This is a genomic window from Bifidobacterium breve DSM 20213 = JCM 1192 (assembly GCF_001025175.1).
GTDB classification, from domain to species: Bacteria; Actinomycetota; Actinomycetes; order Actinomycetales; family Bifidobacteriaceae; genus Bifidobacterium; species Bifidobacterium breve.
Genome location: NZ_AP012324.1, coordinates 355,632 through 379,750, shown reverse-complemented (window position 1 = coordinate 379,750; position 24,119 = coordinate 355,632). Strand labels below are relative to the sequence as shown.

The following is a 24,119-nucleotide window of genomic DNA, read 5'->3' as shown; positions in this document are numbered from 1 at the left end:
TGACTATTAGCGCAATGTGTCAGGAGGAAGAGATGCCGCGTCCACGTCATGATTCCGAGGTGCTGCCAGCCAAAGAGCGCCTCGAAAACGCTTTCTGGGAACTACTCGCCGACCGCGACTACCGCAAAATCACCGTTACCGATGTGGTAAGCGAGGCCGGAGTCAACCGCAATTCGTTCTATTACCACTTCTCCGGACTGCCGGAACTGGCCGATTCCGCCATTCTGCATCAGGTCGAATCCATCCCGATCAACCGCACCCCCGACCCGAACGGCAACCCCGAGGAGCAGTGGCGCGAACGTATCACCGCCACGCTCGCCAACCCGGAACAGCGCCAGCGTCTCGACCGATTGGCTCTGCTGGCCGGCCCGCACAGCACGCTGGAACTGACTGAATCCCTGCGCGATTTCTGCCGACTGCAGATGATCAGCATGCTGCAACGAGACCCCGAACATCTTGACCTCACAACCGATCTCATGATTGAATTCACCGTAGGCGGCATGCTTGCAGTGCTTCAGCGCTGGCCCAAGCTGAGCGGTACCATCGAGATCAAGGATCTGCTCAAGGAAGACGTGGCCGTGCTGGCCATGGGCATCTATCTGGCCATGAGCCGCGAAGACATGCTCGATTACTGGAACCGCATCTTTGCACACGGCCCACAGAACAGCAACAATACTGCTGCCGGCCATCACAACTAGGGTGTGTTTACACTAGTTGGGTTTTTGGCCGTGTTCTCCATGGAAACCAGGGACAAGGCGTTGGAGAAGGCGGAATCCGCCGCCAAGGACATGGAATCAAGGAAACTCAAGGAGGCCGCCAGATGCCTCAGGGAGGGCATCGGCGAGACGACGACCCATCTGCTCGACGACTACCCGCGCGAGCATCGCCGCCGCATCCGCGCCAACAACATGATCGAACGCCTCAGCCGCGAGATCGGAAGGCGCACGCGCGTGGTCGGCGGCTTCCCCGACGGGCGCTGCGCCCTGATGCTCATATGCGCGAGAGTCCGCTACGTGACCTCCAGCGAGTGGTCGACGCGACGCTACCTCGACATGTCAGGGCTCGGTGAGAACGTACCAGCAGCGAACTGATCATCGCCACAGGGGCGGGCGAAGACCAACGTGCGCAAAAACTCGGGCACCACCAACAGTGGCAGCGCCGCTCAAACAGTAACGGAACCCTGATACCACAGCACACACCAGCCGACAGCGGCAGACGACACCCACCACACGATTTTGAGTACACTATAGAATCATTACTCCAGAATGCATAATTTCAAGTATACTGAAAATCAACGTCGATTTAATGACTGTTTTGCAATACACTAGAAATCGGAGGCGTGAAGATGACGGGGTATATCGCACGAGACAAGCTCACCGACACGCTGCGCAGCCACCGGAACACCCCGGAGATCAAGGTGCTTACCGGCGTCCGACGGTGCGGGAAAAGCACGCTGCTGGAACATTATGCGCAATCACTGCTCGACGACGGCGTTCCCGCGAGCAATATCTTCACCCGTCGCTTCGATTCCTTCGACACGCCCATCGGATATTCGGCGACCGACCTGCACGCCGACCTGATGCAAGCCACGCAAGAATCCCGACCCGGCCCCTTCTACGTTTTCCTCGATGAGATACAGGACGTTCCCGGATGGGAGGAAGTGGTTCGCCGGCTGCATTCCCGTGACGACACCGACGTGTATATCACCGGATCGAATGCACGGCTGCTATCCGGCGAACTGGCGACCCATCTGACGGGTCGCTACATCACCATCCCCGTATATCCGCTCTCCTTCGACGAATACCAACGCCATCATCGGGCTCAGGGAACCACGGATTCCACGGACCAGCTGTTCTCCAAATACATGATGTTCGGCGGCATGCCCGGCCTGTTCGCCACCGGCCAGCCGGACCAGGACAAGGCGACCGAAATACTCACCTCAATATACGAATCCATTGTGATGAAGGACGTGGCGGGAAGGTACGGCATCCGCGACATCGCCACATTGGAAAAACTCAGCCGATATCTGTTCTCAACGTCGGGAAACCTGTTCTCCGTCAACAAGGTCGCCAACACGCTCACAAGCGCCGGCGCGAACGCCTCCTACGCCACCGTCGACAACCAGATCAGCGCGCTCGAACGCTCGTTCATCGTCTACAGCGCGCAACAGGAACGCATGCGAGGCAAGGAACTGCTGCGCCCGCAACGCAAGTTCTACCCCGTCGACAACGGTTTTCGCAATCTCGCCACGGGTTTCAACGGCTCGGATCGCGGAGCCCAGCTCGAAGGCATCGTCTTCATGGAACTGCAGCGACGCGGTTACGATGTCACCATCGGATCGCTGCCCGACGGCGAAATCGATTTCATCGCGAAGCGCGGAAACAACAAGCAGTACATTCAGGTCACGTTGAACATGACCGAGGAGCAGACCCGGGAGCGGGAATTAGACCCGCTGCGGCGATTGGGCGACGCATTCCCCCGCACGGTGCTCACCCTCGACTGGCATAGCGAGGGCATGACCGACGAAGGCATCCATATCACCAACGTCATGGATTGGCTCTGCTCGTAGGAACGCGCCGGATACGACGACACGCCGAAGGGGTGCTCACGGAATGGCGGATAGGTTTCGCACAATGGCGGAATTCCAATGGTTGCTTTTCGGCAACAACGGTTCTGTGAGCACCCCTTCGGCGTGTCGCGGAGTCGGAAGAGCAAGCAAGCAGTTCCGACGTCACTGCTTGACGGCACCGGCCGCTAAACCGGACTGCCAGTACCGTTGCAGGAACAGGAACGATATCGCCAGCGGGACGACGGCAAGCAACGACCCGGTCAGAATAAGATTGTTCGGCACCTGCTGAGCCGAAGGATCGGAGGCCATCTTGAGCCATACGTTCAAACCGACGGTAAGCGGATAGTCATCCGTGTTGGACAACATGATCAGCGGCAGGAAATAATTGTTCCATACGCTGACCAACGCGAAGAGCAGCACGGTCACAAACCCCGGCGACAACAGCGGGAAAGCCACTTTCCAGAAAATCGTCCACGTATTGGCACCGTCAAGACGCGCCGCCTCGACCAGAGATTGCGGAATGGATGTCTGTGCGTAGATGATCATCAGGTATAAGCCGAACGGATTCGACAGCTGCGGTATGATGACCGCCAACGGCGTGTTCACCAATCCGATCTTCGCATACATCAGAAACAGCGGAACGGTGATGACCGTGGATGGAATCGACATGAAAATCAGGGTGATCCACAGCAGCATATTGCGGCCGGGAAATCTCATGGTCGCGATGGCGTATCCGGCGAAAGCGGCAAGAATGGTGGAACCCAAGCCAGCGACGACCGCATAAAGAATCGAGTTCAGCAGCCATCGCGTATACACGCCCTCCTGAAAGGTAAATGTGTCCACGATGTTCTGGAAGAACACGTTTTCGTCATCGAACCATAAGCCGAACGACGCGTATAGGCCTTCATTGGTTTTCGTGGAGGAAAACACCAGCCAGATCAGCGGAATAACGCAATACAGCAACATCAGCAGCATGATGAGATGGAGGAGTACGTTCATGCCTTTTTGTTGGGGCGTCAGCTTGATGAGAGGACCATCCGTTTGACGGTTCTTCAGTTTGCGCTCATACTCCTTGCGCCTCCATCGGTTGACCAGGCGCGTCCCCCATGACGCAGCAGAGGCATTCGTCGTTGCCATATTACCGTTCCTCCCAACGTGAACCGAACAGCTTCACTGCCGCCACGATCAGCATCGTGATGGATCCGACGACAAGCGACACAGCTGCGGCATAATTGATATCCTGCCCGGTGAACGCCAAATTATAGGTGTACATATTGGGCGTGTAATAACTATTGATGACTTCGGGAACCAGCGTCTTCAAAATGTTCGGTTCGTTGAACAGCTGGTATGAGCCGATGATGGAAAACAGCAATGTCATGATCACGGTGCTGCGAATCATCGGAATCTTCACCGACCATGCGATGCGGAATTCGGACGCACCGTCGATGCGCGCCGATTCGTATAACTCGCCGGGAATGACGCGGAGCGAAGCATAGAAAATCAGCATGTTATATCCCATAAAGCACCACCGTGCAATATTGGAGATGGAAAACAGCATGGCGTCGGCGGACAGCAGGTTCGGCGCCTGCGCTCCGAACATTTGGAAAAACTGACCGATCAGGCCATTGCGCTGACCGTAAATGTATCCCCACATCAATGCCGCAATCACACCGGGCACCGCATATGGGAGGAACAACAGCATACGGGGAATGGCGATGTGACGGATCCTGCCGGAGTCGAGAATCAGGGCCGCCAGCAATGCCAGCGCCAGCATCAGCGGCACCTGAATAAGGAAGTAGAGGCTCACCCGCCCGAAACTCTCCCACAGTTTCGCGTCGCTCACAGCGCGGACGAAATTCTTGAGACCGACGAATCGTGAGCCGCCGACCATCCGTTCCTTGAAGAAACTGAGGTATAAGGCGTACAGGATGGGAAGAATCGTTCCCATCAGAAATACGACCACGTATGGCAAACAGTAGAGCATACCGACATACTGCTGCTTTTCTTTCCTGAGTGGCATCCGCGCGTCTCCATCGGCTGCGTGAGTCATGCTCATTCTCCTTCATTGCCGCGCCCTCGGATGGCGGCCGTCATCGCGACCGCCGCCCGAGAATCACGAATCCTACTTATCAACGACGTTGAATCCTTGGTCTTCGGCATACGTCTCCAGGTTCGACTGCCACTTGCCCAAGGCGTTGTACAGGTCACCGTCCTCAGTGAGTTCCGGCACCACCGTGTCCACGAATTCCTGAGCGTATTGGGAGTTGAAAGGAAGCACGTCCCAATCGTCGTTGATCTTCGACGCGGATTCGAAGTACACGGCCTTGACCTTCTCCCCTCGGAAGAAGTCGTCCGTGATATTGGCCTGTTCGGAGTCGGTCTGGAAGGACTTCGCCGCATTGAAATAGCTGCCGCCGTAGGACTGCCACGCTTCGATGGCGTCCGGATCGGAGCTGACCCAGTTCATATACGCTATCGCCGCGGCCTGTTTCTCCTTCGGGCATGCTGAGGTCATGGCCAGCATGCTTCCGCCGATGGTGGCCGTTTTCAGGTCGGCGGAGGAGTCGCCGTATGCCGGCGGCAGTTCCACGGTCATCTTGCCTTCAAGCGAGGGCATGTTGCTGGCGATCAGCGCGCCGCGCCAGCAACCGTCGATCCATGTGGCGTAGCGTCCGTCGAGGAAATCCCGGGTGAACTGATCGGTGCCGGTCGCCGTCGCTTCGATGACGCCTTCGTCGATCATGCGCTGGATGCGTTCCATGACCCCCTTGGTCTCGTCGTTCTGCATGTCGAAGGACACGTTTTCCGTACCGTCAACGGAATAGGTTTTGACGCTTGCCGCGCGGAAGAAGTAGTCCATGAAATGTGCATTGCTGGTGTCGAAGACTCCCATGTATTTTGTCGGGTCCGCCTCGTGCAGCTTCTTGCCGGCTTCCTCGAACTCGTCCCATGTGGTCGGGACGTCGATGCCATATTCCTCCAGGATGTCCGCACGCACATACATCGCGACAGGGGCCTGATCGGAGGGAATGCCATAGAGTCCGTCGCCCATGTGGACCGCATTCCAGGCCGCATCGGCGTAGAGCGAGCCGAATTCCTTCTCTATCGACTCTTCGGAGATATTGGCGAGGGATCCGGTCGCGGCATATTGCGGCATCGAGTCGTAATCGGTCTGCACGATGTCGGGAATGCCCGATCCGGCTTTGACGACGTTCTGGAATTTGGTGTAATGATCCGACGACGTGCCGGTCGAGACCAGATCGATTTTGATGTGGGGATACTTTTTCATAAAGGCGTCAGTGCTCTTTTTGCGGATGTCATAGGCCCACGTCCACACGGTGAGCGTGATATCCTCGTCGCTGTCCAACGCCGCTTGGACATCATCGGCGGTAATGCCGCTGGCACCCGTATCTCCGCCGCCACTGCCGCACGCGGCAAGGGGGAACGCAAGCGCAGCGGCCGCCACAGCGCATACCGCCCTATATAAACCCTTGTTCACATGAACCTCTTTCGTCAGCTTCTTTACTGGACCGATACGAATGCAGTGTCATCGCATCTCCATATCGTATCGTTAAGATAACGTAACACAGTATTCTCCGAAATCAAAACCCAGCCCCCTCCGGCGCGCCACACGGCGATTGCGTCAATATGGATGGAAGAATACGGAACCATAGGGTACGCATTTCGTGATTCACGGATGATTTCCGAGTAATATCACCTTTCATAAAGCCCAGAAATATGCCATTTCTAGGCATCTCATCGAAATACGTGAATCTGTCGTTGCCAACTGTGGACACCACGCGACCCCCTTGCCGCCATAGCGCTGTCCCTCATCGCCATCCCCGCCACATTCGCAGTAGAAGACGACACTCACGATGGTTTAACGTTAAGATTTATGCTATAGTACGAAGGAGCTGAAATCGGCACCGCGGGGGCGTCATCACACCGGATTCCCAACCCGCGAACCTATGGAAAAGGAGCTATCGTGTCATCAGACATGACCCACGATTCGCGCAGCGACACGGAAACCGGCACGTCGCGTCCCAACTTCCTCGTCGTCATGACCGACGATCAAGGCCCCTGGGCGCTGACCCGGACCATGCCCGAACTGGTCACGCCCACTGTCGATGAGCTGGTAGAGACGGGCACGATCTTCGATAATTTCTATTGCGCCTCGCCCGTCTGTTCACCTGCCCGGGCATCATTGCTGACCGGGCGCATGCCATCCGCACACGGCGTGCACGACTGGCTCATTCCGGGTGAAGAGCAGCCCGACCCGCACGAGGAGGAGTATCTCGGCGGATTGCTTACCCTGCCGGAAGTACTGCACGAAGCCGGATACGTTTGCGCAATGAGCGGCAAATGGCATGTGGGGACGTCACGTCGACCGGCACCGGGATTTGATTTCTGGTATGCGCATCGCAAAGGCGGCGGCCCGTATTTCGACGCGCCCATCTGGGACGACCACGGCAACAAACGCGACGAACCGCGATATTTCACCGATGCAGTGGCCGATGAGGCCTGTCGCTTCCTCGACGACTATGCGTCAGGCAATGTCGCGGGAAGAACGACATCGAACTCCCCGTTCTATATGCAGGTGAATTTCACGGCTCCGCACCACCCATGGGTGGGAAGCCATCCTCAGGAACTCTGCGACCTGTACAGCGGATGCGATTTCGCATCGGTTCCCCGGGAGCCTCCGCATCCTTGGTCCAAACCTCGCACGGAATTCTATGAGGCGTTCGACGATCCCGTACCGCAACTGCGCGGATACGCGGCGTCCCTTTCCGGCGTAGACCGTGCACTGCGTCTGCTACTCGACAAACTCGACGAGCATGATCTCGCCTCAGACACGGTTATCGTGTATATGGCGGATAACGGTTTCAGTTGCGGACATCACGGCATCTGGGGCAAGGGAAACGGCACCTATCCGTTGAATTTCTGGGAGAATTCCGTGAGGGTTCCCTTCATCATCCGCCTTCCCGGCCAAACCGAAGCACACGAGGTGAGCGATCATGTATCGGCGACCGGGTTCATGTCCACTATCTGCGAACTCGCCGGAGTCGATCCGGCCGACGATCCGTTACGCGCCGGTTCGTCATTCGCAAATCTGGCGAGAAGCGGAGTCGATGACGCCAAACGCGAATCGGTGATGGTGTTCGATGAGTACGGCGGCGGACGCATGGTACGCAGCGGCGATTACAAGCTGATCGAACGCTATGACGGCCCCGGCGAGCTTTATCATCTCGGCAACGATCCTGAGGAACGGGAGAACCTGTACGGCACCGCCACCCATGCGCATATGCAAAACGAATTGCACGACCGTCTGCGAGAGTGGTTCGCCCATCATGAAACCGCGGCGGACAGCGCCTGGGCGCATGACGTCCAGGGATGGGGACAACTCGTGCCCTTACGTCGCGGCTACGATGACAAGCACATGTACGTCCATGGTCTACATTTGAGATAGCGGTTCGTTCAGCATCCGAGGCGGACTTGGCGGAAAGAAAGGGATGATATGGCAACGACGCTCAAAGACGTGGCACGTCAGGCGGGCGTGTCCCACACCACATGCTCAGCAGCGCTGCGCGGGCTTCCGAACGTTTCTCCACGCACCAGGAAAAAGGTTCTGGCCGCAGCACAGGCATTGCATTACAACACGAATCTCTCCGCGCGAATGCTCCGGTCAAACCACAGCGGTCTTATCTCATTCGTCGTGCCGGATCTTTCCCCCACCTATTATTCGATGCTTTCCGTGGAGTTGGCCCGGGAAGCCACTTCGGCCGGCATGCAACTGGTGGTGCAGCAGTCCCAGCATTCGGCGTCCGAGGAGAACAGCATCATCGGTTCCGCGCTCTCCTCGTTGGCCGATGGGTTTTTCGTCGCGCCGGTCGCGCATTACACCGATGAAGACCTATCCATGCTGATCGGGGATAAACCTGCTGTGATTCTCGGTGATTTCACACAAACCACGCGATATGACAGGGTGAAATCCCCGAATTCCGAAGGTGTGAACAGCGCGATCCAACACTTACGCCAGCAGGGCTGCACGTCCATCGGCATCGTCGGCGGCATGACCGACGACAAGGAGGCCGATATCCCGGAAGGCTCTTCCGTACTGACACTCCAAGGATTGCGTATGCATGCCGCGATGGATGCCTTGGCCGACCTGTATCACGAAAACCGCGAATCCATCGTGAATGAACGGTTGATCGATGTCGGGTGGAATTCTGACGAAGGCATTCGCGCAGCGAACCTCTTCATGGAAGCCGGAATGCCATATGACGGCTTGTTCTGCTTGGACGACGAAATCGCATTAGGCATGCTTCACGGATTGCATGAAGCCGGAGTCCGGGTGCCGGAGCAGGTGAAAATCATCGGCTTCAACGGTATTCGCCACAGTGCCATCAGCACCCCTACTCTAAGCACCGTCGAAGTCGACCTGCCCGGCATGGCGTCCGCCGTCGTTTCCTTGTTGCGCAGACGCATCGAACATCCCGACGTGGAAACGCTTCCGCAAAAAGTGACCGTCGGTACGATTCTGCGTGCACGGGAATCCACGGCGGCAGGCAATGTCTGACGGCGCTGAAGACAAGTATCATCAGGAGCATTCGGAGACTCTTTGTGCAACCCACTACATAAGGCGCGTTTTGATGAGCGATACGATGAGGCGGCCTCGCCTCCCCTTTACCGTGATAGCCAAGCCGACAGGCGCGGCCTGCAATCTTGACTGCCAGTACTGTTTTTTCCTCTCGAAGGAATTGCTCTACGATTCGGCCCGTCAGATGATGAGCGAAGAGGTGCTGGAATCGTACATTCGCCAGTTCCTGGCGGCAAGTCCCGATGGCGAGGTGACGATGCTGTGGCAGGGCGGAGAACCCACCTTGCGTGGCATCGATTTCTTCAGAACCGCCGTCAGCCTATGCGAACGATACCGGCGCAAGAAACAACTCGTGAAACATGCCTTGCAGACCAACGGCACCCTGATCGACGACGAATGGGTCGCCTTTCTTCGTGAACATGATGTGCTGGTGGGCGTATCAATCGACGGCCCGCAGGACTGCCATGACGCCTATCGATTGAATCGTGGTGGCAAAGGCACGCACGCAATGGCTGTGCGAGGTTGGCGATTACTGCACGACGCGGGAGTGCGCTGCAATATCCTCTGCACGGTGCATCATGCGAACGAAACACGGGGTTCGGAGGTATACCGATATTTTCGCGACGAATTGGGCGCCGATTTCATACAGTTCATTCCGATCGTCGAACGGGTGGATTCCTCGCAACTGGAACGGGTGGAGCGCAACGGCTGGCGAATCACCGGGACGAGAGGCGAACGCGCCGGTCTGCTGTATCGTCAAACCGGCGAACAGGTCACATCCCGTTCCACGTCGTCGAAAGCATACGGACGGTTTTTATGCGATGTATTCGACGAATGGATAGCGCATGATGTCGGTCGGGTATTCGTCCAGGATTTCGACGGCGCACTGGGCTCGCTATTCGGACAATACGCCGTATGCGTACACGCCCCGGAATGCGGATACAATTTCGCGTTGGAATTCAATGGCGATGTATATGCGTGCGATCATTGGGTGGAACCCGATTGGCTGATCGGCAATGTGGCCAACGCCGATTTCTTCACCTTGTCGCAATCAGCGCGCATGCAACGTTTTGGATTGAAAAAACATGCGGAACTGACCGATCAGTGTCGCCGATGCCCGTATGTGCGCATGTGCAACGGCGGCTGCCCGAAAGACCGTTTCCTGAAATCCAAGGATGGGCAAAACGGACAGAACTACCTCTGCGCGGGCTATTCACTGTTCTATGAGCACATCCGCCCGGACATCATAGGCATGGCCCGCCTGATTCGTTCCGGCCATGCCGCATCCGAAATCATGGATCCGCGCATTCGCAGTCGTGTGAGGGTCGGCGGAGCCCTGCCGTAATACTCCTTCATTCGGCTTGCCGCTGCCGGCTGCCCCCCCCTATTGCACATGCCGTTTTATTCCTCGGAAGGTTGGTATCGATGACTCATCTCTTTCTGGCATTGATAGTCGGCTTCGGTGTCGGCATCGTCGTGGGGGCGCTAGGCGCCGGCGGCGGCATTCTATCCGTGCCGGTGCTGGTGTATCTGCTGGGACAGGAGCCTCATGCCGCGTCGGCCGGCTCCTTGGTGATCGTCGGATTGACCGCGGTGGTATCGCTGATGCCTCGCGCCCGCGAAGGGCATGTGCGTTGGCGAGACGGTTTGGTGTTCGGCGTGGTGTCTTCGGTCGGCAACGTGTTGGGGTCGCGCGCATCCCTGATGGTGGACGCGCATATGCTGATGATACTGTTCAGCGTGCTGTTGATGGCGGTTGGCGTGTTTATGGTGCGTAAATCCTGCCGTATGAGTCAAGTCGGTGACGCCGGAACCGTCGCGCATGCCGATTCCGGTTCCACCAACCCGCATCGGTCCGTTTGGCTGCTGGTGGCATGCGCGACGGCGACCGGCGCATTAACCGGGTTTTTCGGCGTCGGCGGAGGTTTTGCCGTAGTGCCGATGCTGGTGCTGGCTTTGGGGTTCACCATGCGCGAGGCCTCCTCGACATCGCTGCTGGTGATGATTATCGCATCGGCGGCCGGCCTGATGTCGCGCATTGGGACCAGCGTCAGCATCGACTGGGGAATCGTGATCGTCTTCGCATTGGCCTCAATGATTGGAGGACTGGTCGGAGCTCCGGCGTCACGCAGGATGCGGGAAGTCGTATTGACGCGATTGTTCGCAGGATTGCTGTTCATCGTGGCGACGTACACGATGATTTCCACACTTATCGAAATGCTCGCCTAACGACACGCCGAAGGAGTGCTCGCAGAACGGCGGATAGGTTTCGCACAATGGCGGAATTCCAATGGCTGCCTTTCAGCAACCATGGTTCTGCGAGCACCCCTTCGGCGTATCGACGCGGTTTCAACCGCCCTCGAAGATGAATACAGCCATCGTTCGGTTTATGGAATCATGCTTTAGTAAATTACGATTCCATAAATGGGGAACAGTGGGACAACGCCCGAAATTTTGCGTACTTTGGTCTGGGCTTGAGATAGGGGCATGGCCCGTGTCCGTGTACGATTTTCTGTCGCCAAACAAAACAAATCGCGACTGGAAACGAAGGCACGAAGCCATGCCGCAGCAGATTCCACAGGTCCACCGGCACGCGGCCGGGGCGCCGAAAAAGAGGGCTCCCGGTCCGTCGGCGTCTCCCGGGGAGGGCGGAACATGGTCGAACGCGTCTTCAACCGCATGAAGCACCACCGCAAGGCCTCCACCCGCTACGACAGGCTCGACGAGACCTTCCTCGCCAACCTCCAGCTCATCCTCATCGCCGTCTACCTGAAAAAACACAGCCAAAACCCAACTAGTGTAAACACACCCTAATCCAATCCTCCAACGAAGAGCTCCGCCGCAACAGGCGGGGCTCTTTGCATAAACCCGCGTGAGGTTTCTCACAAGGCGCAATCGCCGCACAATGCTGGCGTTTCCATCTCACGCACAGGAAGATAGAAAACATGAGCGAAACTTCGAACAACACCCGTTTGGAACACGACTGCATCGGCAAGATGGAAGTGCCGGCAAACGCCTACTGGGGCATTCACACCCAGCGCGCCATCAGCAACTTCCCGGTCTCCGGCATCACCGACAGCCAGCATCCGGAGCTGGTTCGCGCCTACGCCACAGTCAAGCGCGCTTGCGCCATCGCCAACGAGGAACTGGGACTCATCGACGCTTCCAAGGCCGAGGCCATCCGTGCTGCCTGCCTGGAAATCGAGGCCGGCAAGCTGGCCGATCAGTTCCCGGTCGATGTTATGCAGGGCGGCGCCGGTACTTCGTCGAACATGAACATGAACGAGGTAATCGCCAACCGCGCGCTAGAAATCGCCGGCCATCAGCGTGGCGACTACTCATACATTCACCCGAACGACGATGTCAACGAATCGCAATCCACCAATGACACCTATCCGGCCGCCTGCAAGCTCGCACTGATTGACGCGCTGGGACCGCTTGCCGAGTCCACCAAGAAACTCGCCAAGGCCTTCCATGATTTGGCCGACAAGCACATCAATGATGTGACAATCGGCCGCACCCAGCTGCAAGACGCCGTGCCAATGACCTACGGCCAGGAATTCCACGCATTCGCCACACTGCTGAAGTCCGATTTGGCCGCGTTCGACCGCGTAGTGCCATTGTTGGCCCAGCTCAACCTCGGCGCCACCGCTATCGGCACCGGTATTTGCGCCGATTTGCGCTTCCGCCAGTCCGCCACCAAGCATCTGGCGCAAATCACGGGTCTGCCGATTACCGCCGCCCCTGATCCGGTGGCTGCCATGACCGATATGGGCGCGTATGTGTCTACATCCGCAGCCGTAAAGAACCTCGCCGTGCATCTGAAGAAGGCCGCCGATGATCTGCGACTGCTGAACTCCGGCCCTCGCTGCGGGTTCAACGATCTCAATGTGCCGGCACGCCAGGCAGGGTCCTCGATTATGCCAGCCAAGGTGAACCCGGTTATTCCCGAATGCGTCAACCAATGCTGCTTCATGATTTTCGGCATGGACGTGACCGTGAACTGGGCCGTGGCCGAAGGTCAGCTGCAGCTCAATGCCTTTGACCCGGTGATGGTGCATGAGCTGCTCACCGGCATGGCGCTGCTGACCAACGCGATGACGACGTTCCGCGTCAACTGCGTGGAAGGCATTGAAATCAACGCGGATAACGGGCGCGTCTACGCTCAGTCCTCGCCGTCGATTTCCGCCGCGCTCAATCACTATATTGGCTATGAGCATGCGGCCGACATCGCCGCCGAAGCCGTGCATACCGGCCGCACCGTGCGCGAAGTGGCCGGTGAGCGCACCGACTTGCCCGCCGAACAGCTGGATGAGATTCTCGACCCGATTCGCCTGGCACGCGGCCTCGGACAAACCTGCCGCGAGCATCAGGAATAGAGGAATTGGACCATGACCGGCGTGACGCTGCTGGCAGCATAACTGATCTTCCGCACTGGTCTCCCCCTCCGACCGCCTCCGGCAGCCACATTCCTCGTCAGAGGGAGGCAATCCGTATATACTTCCTCTGCTGAGGAGTCTCTCACAACTTCTTCAGAGATGGCCGATACAGTAAGGCATATGGATGAATATGCAGGAAATATTGATCGCTGGTTCCAAGCGAACGTCGGCAAACTCACGTGGTTGGCCATTGTATTGGTCCTCGTGCTGGTGACCGACCGGCTTGTCAGTCGCGTTCTGCGCAAGGTATTGGATAATTCGCAGATTCCCAGTGCCTCGATTTTCGTGAACCTCGCGCGTGTAACGATTTGGGTCATCGGCACGGCAATGGTGCTGCAACCAGTATTCGGCATTAATCCCACTACACTGATCACCGCCCTCGGCGTTGGAGGCGTGGCGATTTCACTGGGTCTGAAAGATACCGTTGCCAACATCATCGGCGGATTCGGATTGATGCTAGGACACGTGATCCAGCCCGGAGATTTGGTGACCGTTCAAGGCGTCACCGGCACTGTGCATGACATCACCTGGCGGCAGACCGCGGTGCGCACCCGCAACGGTGATTTGATGATCATTCCCAACTCGGTGCTGAATACCGCAGCGCTGACCAAGTTGACGCCGGTGAGTGAGGGCATGTCGACGCTGGAATTCACCGCCAAAGCGTCCAGCGATCCGGCCGCTGTCAGTCAGGATATCCTCGACCGTGTGACCAAGGCGACCGCCAATGTGTCTTTGGAAGGGCAGTCGCCTCTGGTCAAATTCACCGGCTTCTCGCCTTATGGCATGACCGGCCAAGTACTGGTATTCGCACGCGAAGGCGTGCTGCTGTCCACTGTGACGGATGCCGCCGCGCGCGCCATCGCCGGAGCCGATTATCTTGTCGAAGACGGCGGCTCAGCAGACAACATCTAACCATCTTGGCTTCCCTCTCTGAGGGGAGCTGCCAGACGAAGTGAGACTGAGGGGAGTACCGTGATACCGCGGAGACTCCCCTCAGTCAGCTTTGCTGACAGCTCCCCTCAAAGAGGGGCGCCAAAAAATGCTTACGCCAATAGCATCCAGATAGTCAGGCCAACGGTCAGCAGTATATAGATGACCACACCTGGATTGCCGTAGGTCGTGCGCACTTTCAAACCGGTAGGCAACTCTTCGGGAGCCAGATAGAATTCCCAGTTCCTGCGCTTGACAATCAGCAGCACGATACCGGCAATCAGGAGACCCATCATCACCATGCCGTACAGCATCATGATGCTCAATCCGCGCATACCGCTGCCGCCTTGCACCATACTCATGATTTCGGCTTCACTGATGGTGCCGCTGAGGATTCTGGGATCAATCTGCTTGAGCATCAGCGGCGCCAGCACGGAGCCATTGAGGTTGATCAGCATGTGCATCAGCACCGAGTAACGCAGGCGAGAGGTGCGCGTGTACACATAGCCGAAAATCAGGCCTAGCCCGAAGGCATAGAAGAACTGGAACAGATTCATGTGGAACAGCGCGAATGCCAGTGCGGAGAACACGATAGCCGTCTTTTCCCCGTACCTGCGCAGACGGGAGATGATCTGCTTGCGGAAAAGCCATTCCTCGCAAATCGGCGCCAGCAGTCCCACAAACAGTGCATTCACCCACTCATTGCCGCCGAGCACCAGATCATTGATACGATTCGTGGCCTGACCATCGGTGATGTCGGCAGACAGCACCATGCCGATGATATTGCCGAGGTACATCACAGGAATGCATATGATGAAAAGCGGGATGAATTCGCCCGGCTTCATGGCAAATTGGCGGGTGCTGATGGCGGGCACGCGCGTGAACACCAGCATGCTGAGCGGCATGGCCACCAGATACAGCGGGCCCGAGGAGGCCAGCAACACCGCCCACGTAGGCACATCGTTACCGGCAAACTGATGTAATGCACCGGTGGCCAGCATGTTGAGCCCAATCCAAAACGCCACCATAATCGCGAGCGCCACGCCCACTATCGAAAAGCGTCGATATGCCACAAACCACCAGTTACCCGACTGCTGCGGCAACGTTGTTTGAGTTCCCTGCTCGGTTTGCGGCGTCTGCGGTTCGCTCACGGATTCCCCCTTATTACCGGTCCGAGGACCGCCTATGCACACGCTTCAAGAATACGGCAGTATGTTCAAAACCGCGCTAAGACCGAGAGGCATACCAGTCGGGAATTGTGCGGCAAGAGCCATTTCGCGTGGGACAACATGCAAAAATAGGCTGTTTTTGCGTATCGTCCCACGCTCCTCAAACCGCACCATGTGGCCGTGGCGGTGAAATGGCGTCATTGCAACAATTTTCTAACAAGCACAATGGGACAACACACATGTATAACGTTTGACATGCATGTTGTCCCAAATTCAGTGGGACAACATGCAAAAAACAGCGATTATTTTATGTTGTCCCACACCATCACACATCGGCAGCTACGGTCGACAGTGAATTTTCGCTATCATACGCTGCCGGCTGATTCCCCCATCGAGGCTCAGCAAGCGAGCGCTGCGACCGCGCGAGGAGCCACGACTACCTCATCGCCGACGGCGAGCCCAGCCGGCAACTCGCTGGCCGGCAACTGCACCGTGACCTTGAGCTGCTCGCCCTTGTTCCAGCGCTGGTATTCGCCGGAGGCGATCACCGTATCCACGCGCACCAAGGAGCCGAGGAAGTGGATGACCTCAACGCGCGCACGCTCACCCACGTGGGAGTCATGCTGTGCAGCCGCGGTCAGAGTCAGGTTCTCCGGGCGCACCAGCACGGCCACGGAATCACCCTTGGCCGACCCTTCGAGCAGCGGCACACGCTGGCCGAAGACCACGGCCTCGTCGCCATTGGACGCTCCGGGCAGGCGGTTGGTCAAACCAATGAACGTGGCCACATACTCAGTGGCAGGGCGCTGGTAGAGATCCTGCGGAGCGGCGATCTGCTCGATCTTGCCCTTGTTCATCACGCCGATACGATCAGCCACAGCCAACGCTTCCTCCTGATCGTGGGTCACGAACACGGTGGTGGTGCCGGTGTTGAGCTGAATGCGGCGAATCTGATCACGCAGCTGCACACGAACCTTGGCGTCGAGGGCGGAAAGTGGCTCGTCGAGCAGCAGCACGCGCGGCTTGACTGCCAATGCACGAGCCAAGGCCACACGCTGCTGCTGGCCGCCGGACATCTGCTGTGTGTACTTCTTGGCCTGATCGGCAAGCCCCACGAGCTCAAGCTGCTCCATGGCAATCTTGCGACGCTCGGCCTTGCCCATGCCACGCACTTCAAGACCGAATTCCACGTTTTCGAAAGCGGTCATGTGAGGGAAGAGGGAGTAAGCCTGGAACACCATGGCCATCTCTCGCTTGTTGACCGGCACGCCGGTGACATCCTGGCCGCCGACCATGATGCGGCCGCCCTGAATATCCTCGAGGCCGGCAAGCGAGCGCAGCGCGGTGGACTTGCCGCAGCCTGAGCCGCCGAGCAGCACGACCATTTCGCCGGGCTTGATGTCCAGATTGAAATCATCAAGCGCATGCACAGTAGAGCCGGGGTAGATCTTGATGACGTTCTGCATCTGAATGGAGCCACCGCCGCGCTTGACGGTGTCCTTGAGCAGAGCCTTGGCGGCCTTGGTCACGTCCTTGCCGCGCACGCCCTCGAGGGTAGCGGTGGGATCGTTCTTGAACGCATCCTCGGCGGCAGTCTGCGCGGAAGTCGCGGGGGCGACGGGCTGCACATCGGAGCCGGTGCCGACAGTCGGAGCCACATCGGCAACGGCCTCATGCGAAGCCTCATGGCCAAACATCGAACGGAAAGACATAATCATTTACCTTCTTTGGACTTACGCATCGCATCAGAAATCAAGTCGAGCGCAACGAGCAGCACCACGCCGAAGAGCAGAGCCAGCAGCGACATGGCGGTGGAGATTTGTGAATTGGACTGGCCGAGCTGGTAGAGCGCGACCTGCAGGTTCATGCGGCCGAGCAGCGAGGCGACGGTGTATTCGCCCAGCACCACGGCGATGGAGATGAAGGATGCCGACAGAATCGACTGCCACAGGTTCGGGATGATCACCTTGAAGAACACCTTAGGCCAGGAGGCGCCGAGCGAACGGGAGGCCTCGACCAGGGTCTTGACATCGATGGAGTTGAGCCCCACGGCGATGGCGCGGAACGCGAACGGCATGACGAGGATCACGTAGGCGAAGCACAGCCAGATCGGGTTGGTGCTCAGCACGTCGGCCGAAAGCCAGCGGTAGATCGGACCAAGGCCGACGACCAGCACGATGGCCGGGATGGTCAGCGGCAAGGTGGCCACCCATTCAATCGCGCGCTCCAGGGCTTTGGAGCGAATATGCACGATGACCATGGTGGGCACCAGCAGCAACAGCATGATCACCACAGTGACCGCGCTCAGCGCCAGCGAAGTGCCAACGCCCTGCCACAGCACTGTCAGGTCGGCACCCAACGATTCGCCGTTGCCGGTGAAGATCGCAATCCAGGGAGCCGCCGACCAACGGCCGGAGAGCGGATGACGCAGGGTGAAGATGAGCATGGCCAGCAACGGCACGAACAGGAACGCCAGCGTGACGAACAAAATCACGAATTTGATGACGCTTTGCTTGGCTCGGCGTGCGGCGCGCAGCTGCGGGGGCTTGGGGAACGTTACGGTGGACGCGACGACAGCACCGGCGATGCCGTCAGCATCGAACGCGCGAGTATCTTCTGAATTCACTGCCAACGTCCGGCCCTCTTTTCCACAGCGTGGCTCAGCAGCATGACGATGGCCACGACGATGATCATTGCGAATGCCAGCACTTGGGCAAAGCCCTGCTGGTTAGGATCCATCTCATTGCGCATGGCACCCTGAATCATCAACGGCACCAGAATCGAGCGCTGCGAGAACAAGGCTGCGGCAGTGGCGTATGCGGAGAACGCGGAAGCGAACAGCAGCAGGAACGCGGAGATGAAGCGGGGAGCCAGAATCGGACAGGCCACGCGAGTCCAGTACTGGAACGTATTGCCGCCCAATGATTCGCAGGCCTCACGCCACTGCGGGCGAATCGAATCGACCGCAGGCAGGAAGATGATAATCATCAGCGGAATCTGGAAGTAACAGTAAATGGTGATCAGACCAGGCAACGAGCTCAGCCAGTTCGGGTTCACGGTGTAGCCGGTCAGAGTTTTGATGAGCATGGTGCCGATGCCGTTAATGCCGATGGTGGCGATGAACGCGAACGCAAGCATCACACCGCCGAACTGGGCGAGCACCGAGGAGATGGCGGAGATCATGCGACGCAGCAGACCGTTCGGCTTGGCGCCGATCACCAGCGCGTAGGAGGCGAGTGCACCCACCACCGCACCGATCACGGAAGATGCCACGGACACCAGAATCGAGGTGCCGAATGCGGCGACGGTGTTGGCTTCGAACATCTTATTGAAATTCGAGAGCGTGAAACCGCCGCTGCGATCCTGGAAAGCACCCACCACCACAATCACGGTGGGAGCCAGCAGGAAGCAGGCGGTGTAGGCAAAGAACGGGAGCGTGGAGGCAAGCGTGCCCAGCTCCTGACGATGCTTCGCCAGCACGGACGAGGCGGCGGAGGGAGTAGCGGACGGACCCGCGGCCTTGGCGGCAGCAGGTCCGTTCTGTGCGATTGCGGCAGTCATGCGAGGTAACCTCAGTTGCCGATCGTCTTGTCCCAGTTGTTCTGGAGCCACTCGGTGATGCGGGTGGAGTCATCGTTGGTGTAGGAGACCGGGTCGCCTTCGATGGTGATGGCGTCCTTCAGGGTGTCCTGATCAACGGTGCCGTCTTCCTTCATGGAGTCGAGCAGCACCGGGTTGGCGCCGCCCTTGAACCACAGGTTCTGGGCATCGGCGGTGTACAGGTACTCCTCCCACAGGCGGGCGGCGGCCGGGTGCGGCGCGTCCTTGTTGATGGCCTGGTTGTAGTAGCTCACGACCTGGGCCTTCGGGAAGGTCTTGTACTTCCAGTTCACGCCCTTATCTTTGAGCTCCTTCTTGTAGGAAGCCTGGTTGTAGGTCCAATCGAACACCACACCGGTCTGGCCGGAGTCGATGGTGCCGTTGGTCACGTCCACGGTGGTCAGGTTGCCGGCTTCCTGCAGCTTCTTGAAGAAGTCAAGACCAGGCTGCAGGTTATTGATGTCGCCGCCTGCGAGCTGGTTGACCATCAGGTAGCCGTTGAAGGCGGCACCGGCTTCGGCGGGCTTGCCGTTCAAGGACACCGTGCCGGCGAACTTGGAATCGAGCAAATCGTCCAGAGAGTTGATCTCACCGTACTTATCGGCATTCCAGCCCACGGACATGATGCCGGTGTAGTCGGCGTAGTAGGCGCCGTTGGCATCCTTGGCGGTGTCCGGAATCTTGTCCCAGGCCTGCACCTTGTACGGAGCGAAGCTATCGGTGGAAGTGGCGGCGATGGCCTGGCCGACATCGAACACGTCGGGGGCGGCGTCGGTGCCCTTGTTGGTCTTGGCGGCGTCAAGCTCTTCCTTGGAGGAAGCGTTCGGGTTGAGCTCGGTGACCTTGATCTCCGGGTACTTCTTCTTGAAGCCTTCGATGACCTCGCCGTAGTTGGACCAGTCGTGCGGCAGCGCGATGACGTTCAGAGCACCCTCTTCCTTGGCGGCCTTTTCGAGGTCTTCCATAGTACCGAAGTCGGCGAGGGAAGTGGCCTTGGCGGACTTCCCGTTCACGGTGACGGCCTTGCCGGCGCTTTCGCCGGCGCCATCGGAGGAGGCGCTGCTGGAGCCGCAGGCGGCCATGGAGAATGCAAGCACGGCGGCAAGGGAGCCGGCCGCGATCTTACTCAGGTTGTTCATAATGTTCCTTTTCTCAACATCATCCAGACGGAAAAGTCTGGGGGAACCGGGCTCGTTGCGCGGCATGCGCGCAGCCCGTAATCCCAAGAAAAGAAACTATGCGTCCAATCTGTCCGGACACTGGCGTGAAAGTGAATTGCATTCGCCATTTGCCATACGTTGGCTGAACTCAGGAAAACTCTGCATGAACTGTTGACGCTCGACGGCCATACGTCAAAAAAATGGCTTCCCAAGGAGGGAGGCCACGCAGTCGCTGTTGCGAGATTACTTCAACACGCCTTCGATCAGACGGGTGATGAGTTCGGTGTATCCCACACCCGTGGCGTCCCATGCCTTGGGATACATGGAAATCGGCGTGAAGCCAGGCATGGTGTTGATCTCGTTGACCATCACGGTGCCGTCCGGAGTCACGAAGGTATCCACGCGGCTCAGACCCGCTCCATCTACGGCCTTGAACGCACGGCGAGCCACGTCGCGTACATCCTCAAGCACGCTGACGGGCAGGTTGGCCGGCACTTCCACATGGCTGGCGGAAGCATCCATGTACTTGGAATCGAAATCATAGAACTGGTCGTCATTCTGGTGGTCAAGCACGATTTCGCCGGGCCAGCTGGCCTCGGGCTCATCGCCCGCCTTCGGGCACAGCACGGCGCATTCGATCTCGCGGCCGTCGATGCCCTGCTCGATGAGCACCTTCCAGTCATGCTCACCGGCCGTGGCGATGGCAGCGGCCACACGGTCCTGCTGGGTTTCCAGATCCTCGGCTTTATCCACCTTGGTGACGCCAAAGCTGGATCCAGCACGGGAAGGCTTGACGAACAGCGGATAAGCCAATCCGGCGACCTCGATCTGGGCGACCACATCGGCTGCGGTGAACGCGCGCGCATCCACCATAATGCCGGGAGCCGTCGGAATACCGGCAGCATTGAGCACCACTTTGGTGTAGTGCTTATCCATGCAGGCGGCAGAGGCGAACACGCCACAGCCCACATACGGCACACCCATCATCTCAAGAAGACCCTGCACCGTGCCGTCCTCGCCGTAAGGGCCATGCAGCACAGGCAGCACCGCATCGACATGCCCCAGCGAGGTCAGCACGTGATGTATCTCAGGATCGGACAAGTTCACAAAGCTGGTGCCAAAACCGGAGTCGGCATTGCTGAGATGATCCGGCTCACCGGCAAAGAAACCGTCCTTGCCTCGCGAGGGGTCGAGAATCACCGGACGGGATTTCGGCGTGATCTTCACGGTCGGCAGCTCGTCGCCGTCCAGATTCCAGCCGCGCGGATCCTCACCGTCGATAATCCACTTGCCGTCCTTGGTGATGCCCACCGGAATCGGCTCGAAACGTTCGGTATCCATAGCCGCCAGCACGCCGGCCGTGGAGATGCAGGAAATCGAATGTTCATCCGCACGCCCACCATAGAGCACCACAATACGTTTCTTGGCCATAACCATCCTTTGACTGCTGAACGAAACTTCTAATCTGCTATGAGTCTACTCGACAGTGATTTCACGCCCGAAAAGCCCGGCAAGCATTTCCGCACAGGGAATGCCCTCATTGAGCACACGGCTCATCTGATAGGCCAACGGAGTGGGCACGTCAAGCTGATTGCCCAAAGCCACCACCGCATCCGTGGTAGGCACACCCTCCGCCACGCCATTGCTGACCTTAGTGGCTTCTTCCACGCTCAGCCCCTTGCCGAGGTTGGAGCCAAACGTGTAGTTGCGGGAAAGCGGCGAGCCACAGGTGGCGATGAGATCGCCCACACCCGCCAGCCCAAAGAAGGTCTTGGGATCGGCGCCTGCCGCAGCACCCAGAGCAGTGAGCTCGGCAAGTCCGCGGGTCTCGATCATGGCGGCGGTGTTCTCACCGTAACCGGCACCACGAGCCATACCCACGGCGAGCGCGGTCACGTTCTTCAGGCTGCCGCACATTTCCAGACCAATGACATCAGTGGTCACGAACGCCTTGAAGTATTTGGTGGTGCAGGCCTCGGCCACGATGGTGGCGTTGTCGATGTTCTCGCAGGCCACCACGGTGGCTGCGGGATGACGATCGGCGATTTCCTTGGACAGGTTCGGGCCGGAGATGGCGGCAAAGCGGTCAGCCGGCAAATCAAGGGTCTCACGAACCACTTCATCCATGCGCTTGTTGGTGTTACGCTCGATGCCCTTCATCAGGCTAACCACGATGGCATGCTCGGGAATCAATCCCCTGAACTCAACGAGTGCCACACGGGCGAACTGGGCGGCGATGGCCACGACCACAATATCGGCATCCTTGACGGCTTCGGCGCGATTGCCAGTGGCGGTGATGGCATCCGGCAGCTTCTTGACAGACGGCAGGCGAACACCATTGCGCCGATTGTCACGGATATCCTCGACGATTTCCGGTTCACGGGCCCACATGGTCACGTCATTGCCGGCATCCGCCAGCACCTGGCCGAAAGCAGTACCCCATGCTCCTGCACCGAGAACCGTTATTTTCCTACCCATATCAAATTCCTACCTTCGCTTGTCGCATGGAGTGCTGTTTTTCTACCTCACGGCTATCGTCGTTCGGCGTCGCCTACCGACAGCCCACCGGGCTGTCGCCTTTACGGCTCCGTCCATACTCCTGCACCGAGAACCGTTATTTTCCTACCCATATCAAATTCCTATTTTCGCTGCGCGCAACTGCGCGTTATGCTACTCCACCGCCGGGAACTGGCCACCAGCCTCGGGCCACGGCTTACGGCTCATGGAACGGTAATCCCAATAGCCTTCTGCCGGGAATCGCTCGCCGCGAATCTCCTCCAACACCGTGTTCATGCGCTTGAATACGCGCCACATCAATTCGTCCACGGCCTCGGCGGGCGGTTCATCGCCCCAGGAATCCATGTCAACAAGCAGATCGGAATAATCGAGCGCCTCGTCGTAGCACATCACCACGTTCTTGCGAGGCCACGGCCACCAGTGGTTGATGGAAGCCGCGCCCCACGTCACTGCAGGGTAGAGCGGCACTTGATGGCCAAGTCTGCGGGAGGCTTCAAGCGCAATGTATCCTACACCTTCCTTGATGCTCATCACCCATTTCTTCGGGTCGCGGGTCACCGTGCCTTCCGGCCAAACGGTGAGGGGGCGGCCGGAAGTAAGAATATCGATTGAGGTCTCCTCGATCTGCTTGGCCTTGCCGGAGCGACGCTGCACCGGCTGCATGCCGACCAATTGGAACCATTTGCCGATCAGCGGCCACTTGGCCATCTCGGCCTTGGCCATGTAACGCGGGCGACGGCCCATGTGGAACAGGCTCATCATCGGCACGAACACATCGAACATGGTGATGTGGCTGGCCGCGGTAATGAACGGGCCGGTTTCCGGCACATGGTCAAGACCCCATGCCTTGGTCTTGCAACTAGTGCGGAATACCACGGAAACACCGGCCAGCAGTCGCTTGGTGGCCTTGGGGTTCTGGGCGTTGATCTCCGGCTGGTTCGGCGTACGCGGACCAGTCGGATAGTAATTGGTGGGGTCCACAAGTGTATGGCTGCCTGCCAGACGCTTGACCTGTTCGTCGCTCAGCGGGCTCACAGCCGAACGCGGCGACGGTTTTCCTTTGGATGCCATGGTCACTATTGTGGCACGAACCGACGCCCAAACCATGCATTACCAGCCCCGCTGGTGGATGCCGTC

The 24,119-nt window shown here is 58.4% G+C and carries 20 protein-coding genes and 1 pseudogene; 10 read left to right on the top strand and 11 right to left on the bottom strand.

All coding sequences use genetic code 11. From position 1 onward, the window contains the following. Window positions 1–32: 32 nt before the first annotated feature. The 3 genes and pseudogenes from BBBR_RS01525 (at window position 33) to BBBR_RS01515 (ending at window position 2,569) form a co-directional block, all read left to right on the top strand. Window positions 33–698: a TetR/AcrR family transcriptional regulator gene (locus tag BBBR_RS01525; protein ID WP_014483444.1), complete on the top strand. Its 666-nt coding sequence runs from the start codon at window positions 33–35 to the stop codon at window positions 696–698. Window positions 699–725: 27 nt separating this feature from the next. After that, window positions 726–1,091 (top strand): annotated as a pseudogene (locus BBBR_RS01520) (transposase); the annotation flags it as partial. Window positions 1,092–1,345: 254 nt separating this feature from the next. Further along, entirely contained in the window at window positions 1,346–2,569 is a 1,224-nt protein-coding gene (locus BBBR_RS01515; RefSeq protein ID WP_003828214.1) for an ATP-binding protein, read from the top strand. A gap of 162 nt (window positions 2,570–2,731) precedes the next feature. On the opposite strand, the gene BBBR_RS01510 is transcribed toward BBBR_RS01515, so the two are convergent. The 3 genes from BBBR_RS01510 to BBBR_RS01500 form a co-directional block, all read right to left on the bottom strand. Continuing rightward, complete coding sequence (locus tag BBBR_RS01510) at window positions 2,732–3,706, bottom strand: carbohydrate ABC transporter permease (RefSeq protein WP_003828213.1); 975 nt, start codon at window positions 3,704–3,706, stop codon at window positions 2,732–2,734. 1 nt (window position 3,707) lies between these two features. Beyond that, window positions 3,708–4,619 (bottom strand): carbohydrate ABC transporter permease, encoded by a 912-nt coding sequence (locus BBBR_RS01505; protein WP_015438401.1) that lies wholly within the window; start codon window positions 4,617–4,619, stop codon window positions 3,708–3,710. Between the two features lie 72 nt (window positions 4,620–4,691). Next, entirely contained in the window at window positions 4,692–6,068 is a 1,377-nt protein-coding gene (locus BBBR_RS01500; RefSeq protein WP_003828211.1) for an ABC transporter substrate-binding protein, read from the bottom strand. A gap of 486 nt (window positions 6,069–6,554) precedes the next feature. On the opposite strand from BBBR_RS01500, the gene BBBR_RS01495 reads away from it, so the two are divergent. The 7 genes from BBBR_RS01495 to BBBR_RS01465 all read left to right on the top strand — a co-directional run bounded on the left by BBBR_RS01495 (window position 6,555) and on the right by BBBR_RS01465 (window position 14,518). Further along, on the top strand, window positions 6,555–8,036 hold the full coding sequence (locus tag BBBR_RS01495) for a sulfatase-like hydrolase/transferase (RefSeq protein ID WP_014483439.1): 1,482 nt from the start codon (window positions 6,555–6,557) through the stop codon (window positions 8,034–8,036). Between the two features lie 48 nt (window positions 8,037–8,084). Further along, window positions 8,085–9,146, top strand: a complete 1,062-nt coding sequence (locus tag BBBR_RS01490) for a LacI family DNA-binding transcriptional regulator (protein ID WP_003828208.1) — start codon at window positions 8,085–8,087, stop codon at window positions 9,144–9,146. A 73-nt stretch (window positions 9,147–9,219) separates the two neighbouring features. Beyond that, on the top strand, window positions 9,220–10,512 hold the full coding sequence (locus tag BBBR_RS01485; protein WP_032738131.1) for an anaerobic sulfatase maturase: 1,293 nt from the start codon (window positions 9,220–9,222) through the stop codon (window positions 10,510–10,512). Between the two features lie 80 nt (window positions 10,513–10,592). Next, window positions 10,593–11,396 carry a sulfite exporter TauE/SafE family protein gene (locus BBBR_RS01480; protein WP_003828206.1) on the top strand — a complete coding sequence of 268 codons (804 nt, stop codon included), beginning with the start codon at window positions 10,593–10,595 and terminating at the stop codon, window positions 11,394–11,396. 426 nt (window positions 11,397–11,822) lie between these two features. After that, window positions 11,823–11,981, top strand: a complete 159-nt coding sequence (locus BBBR_RS11015) for a transposase (protein ID WP_003828203.1) — start codon at window positions 11,823–11,825, stop codon at window positions 11,979–11,981. Window positions 11,982–12,112: 131 nt separating this feature from the next. After that, window positions 12,113–13,546 carry an aspartate ammonia-lyase gene (locus tag BBBR_RS01470; protein WP_003828202.1) on the top strand — a complete coding sequence of 478 codons (1,434 nt, stop codon included), beginning with the start codon at window positions 12,113–12,115 and terminating at the stop codon, window positions 13,544–13,546. Between the two features lie 180 nt (window positions 13,547–13,726). Continuing rightward, window positions 13,727–14,518, top strand: coding sequence for a mechanosensitive ion channel family protein (locus BBBR_RS01465; protein ID WP_032738130.1), 792 nt, complete (start codon window positions 13,727–13,729; stop codon window positions 14,516–14,518). Between the two features lie 131 nt (window positions 14,519–14,649). Here the strand turns inward: BBBR_RS01465 and BBBR_RS01460 are convergent, their stop codons facing one another. The 8 genes from BBBR_RS01460 to BBBR_RS01425 form a co-directional block, all read right to left on the bottom strand. After that, window positions 14,650–15,687, bottom strand: a complete 1,038-nt coding sequence (locus BBBR_RS01460) for a CPBP family intramembrane glutamic endopeptidase (RefSeq protein WP_003828200.1) — start codon at window positions 15,685–15,687, stop codon at window positions 14,650–14,652. A 416-nt stretch (window positions 15,688–16,103) separates the two neighbouring features. Then, window positions 16,104–17,423 carry an ABC transporter ATP-binding protein gene (locus BBBR_RS01455; RefSeq protein WP_003828199.1) on the bottom strand — a complete coding sequence of 440 codons (1,320 nt, stop codon included), beginning with the start codon at window positions 17,421–17,423 and terminating at the stop codon, window positions 16,104–16,106. Beyond that, window positions 17,420–18,292, bottom strand: a complete 873-nt coding sequence (locus BBBR_RS01450) for an ABC transporter permease (RefSeq protein ID WP_044051860.1) — start codon at window positions 18,290–18,292, stop codon at window positions 17,420–17,422. Before BBBR_RS01450 ends, BBBR_RS01455 begins: the two co-directional genes overlap by 4 nt. 35 nt (window positions 18,293–18,327) lie before the next feature. Next, window positions 18,328–19,266: an ABC transporter permease gene (locus BBBR_RS01445; protein WP_003828197.1), complete on the bottom strand. Its 939-nt coding sequence runs from the start codon at window positions 19,264–19,266 to the stop codon at window positions 18,328–18,330. An 11-nt stretch (window positions 19,267–19,277) separates the two neighbouring features. Continuing rightward, a complete protein-coding gene (locus tag BBBR_RS01440; protein WP_032738129.1) occupies window positions 19,278–20,444 on the bottom strand; it encodes an ABC transporter substrate-binding protein in 1,167 nt (388 codons plus the stop codon). 264 nt (window positions 20,445–20,708) lie between these two features. Further along, complete coding sequence (locus BBBR_RS01435) at window positions 20,709–21,896, bottom strand: D-alanine--D-alanine ligase family protein (RefSeq protein WP_032738127.1); 1,188 nt, start codon at window positions 21,894–21,896, stop codon at window positions 20,709–20,711. Between the two features lie 45 nt (window positions 21,897–21,941). Then, on the bottom strand, window positions 21,942–22,943 hold the full coding sequence (locus BBBR_RS01430; RefSeq protein ID WP_014483426.1) for an NAD(P)H-dependent glycerol-3-phosphate dehydrogenase: 1,002 nt from the start codon (window positions 22,941–22,943) through the stop codon (window positions 21,942–21,944). Window positions 22,944–23,135: 192 nt separating this feature from the next. Continuing rightward, window positions 23,136–24,053, bottom strand: a complete 918-nt coding sequence (locus BBBR_RS01425; protein ID WP_032738218.1) for a lysophospholipid acyltransferase family protein — start codon at window positions 24,051–24,053, stop codon at window positions 23,136–23,138. Between the last annotated feature and the right edge of the window lie 66 nt (window positions 24,054–24,119).

Excerpts from the sequence above, each read along its gene's own strand:
- BBBR_RS01435 (WP_032738127.1), bottom strand. The coding sequence starts at position 21,896 with ATGGCCAAGAAACGTATTGTGGTGCTCTATGGTGGGCGTGCGGATGAA.
- BBBR_RS01455 (WP_003828199.1), bottom strand. The coding sequence starts at position 17,423 with ATGATTATGTCTTTCCGTTCGATGTTTGGCCATGAGGCTTCGCATGAG.
- BBBR_RS01510 (WP_003828213.1), bottom strand. The coding sequence starts at position 3,706 with ATGGCAACGACGAATGCCTCTGCTGCGTCATGGGGGACGCGCCTGGTC.
- BBBR_RS01485 (WP_032738131.1), top strand. The coding sequence starts at position 9,220 with ATGAGCGATACGATGAGGCGGCCTCGCCTCCCCTTTACCGTGATAGCC.
- BBBR_RS01505 (WP_015438401.1), bottom strand. The coding sequence starts at position 4,619 with ATGACTCACGCAGCCGATGGAGACGCGCGGATGCCACTCAGGAAAGAA.
- BBBR_RS01490 (WP_003828208.1), top strand. The coding sequence starts at position 8,085 with ATGGCAACGACGCTCAAAGACGTGGCACGTCAGGCGGGCGTGTCCCAC.
- BBBR_RS01515 (WP_003828214.1), top strand. The coding sequence starts at position 1,346 with ATGACGGGGTATATCGCACGAGACAAGCTCACCGACACGCTGCGCAGC.
- BBBR_RS01445 (WP_003828197.1), bottom strand. The coding sequence starts at position 19,266 with ATGACTGCCGCAATCGCACAGAACGGACCTGCTGCCGCCAAGGCCGCG.
- BBBR_RS01480 (WP_003828206.1), top strand. The coding sequence starts at position 10,593 with ATGACTCATCTCTTTCTGGCATTGATAGTCGGCTTCGGTGTCGGCATC.
- BBBR_RS11015 (WP_003828203.1), top strand. The coding sequence starts at position 11,823 with ATGGTCGAACGCGTCTTCAACCGCATGAAGCACCACCGCAAGGCCTCC.
- BBBR_RS01465 (WP_032738130.1), top strand. The coding sequence starts at position 13,727 with ATGGATGAATATGCAGGAAATATTGATCGCTGGTTCCAAGCGAACGTC.
- BBBR_RS01440 (WP_032738129.1), bottom strand. The coding sequence starts at position 20,444 with ATGAACAACCTGAGTAAGATCGCGGCCGGCTCCCTTGCCGCCGTGCTT.
- BBBR_RS01470 (WP_003828202.1), top strand. The coding sequence starts at position 12,113 with ATGAGCGAAACTTCGAACAACACCCGTTTGGAACACGACTGCATCGGC.
- BBBR_RS01525 (WP_014483444.1), top strand. The coding sequence starts at position 33 with ATGCCGCGTCCACGTCATGATTCCGAGGTGCTGCCAGCCAAAGAGCGC.
- BBBR_RS01425 (WP_032738218.1), bottom strand. The coding sequence starts at position 24,053 with ATGGCATCCAAAGGAAAACCGTCGCCGCGTTCGGCTGTGAGCCCGCTG.
- BBBR_RS01430 (WP_014483426.1), bottom strand. The coding sequence starts at position 22,943 with ATGGGTAGGAAAATAACGGTTCTCGGTGCAGGAGCATGGGGTACTGCT.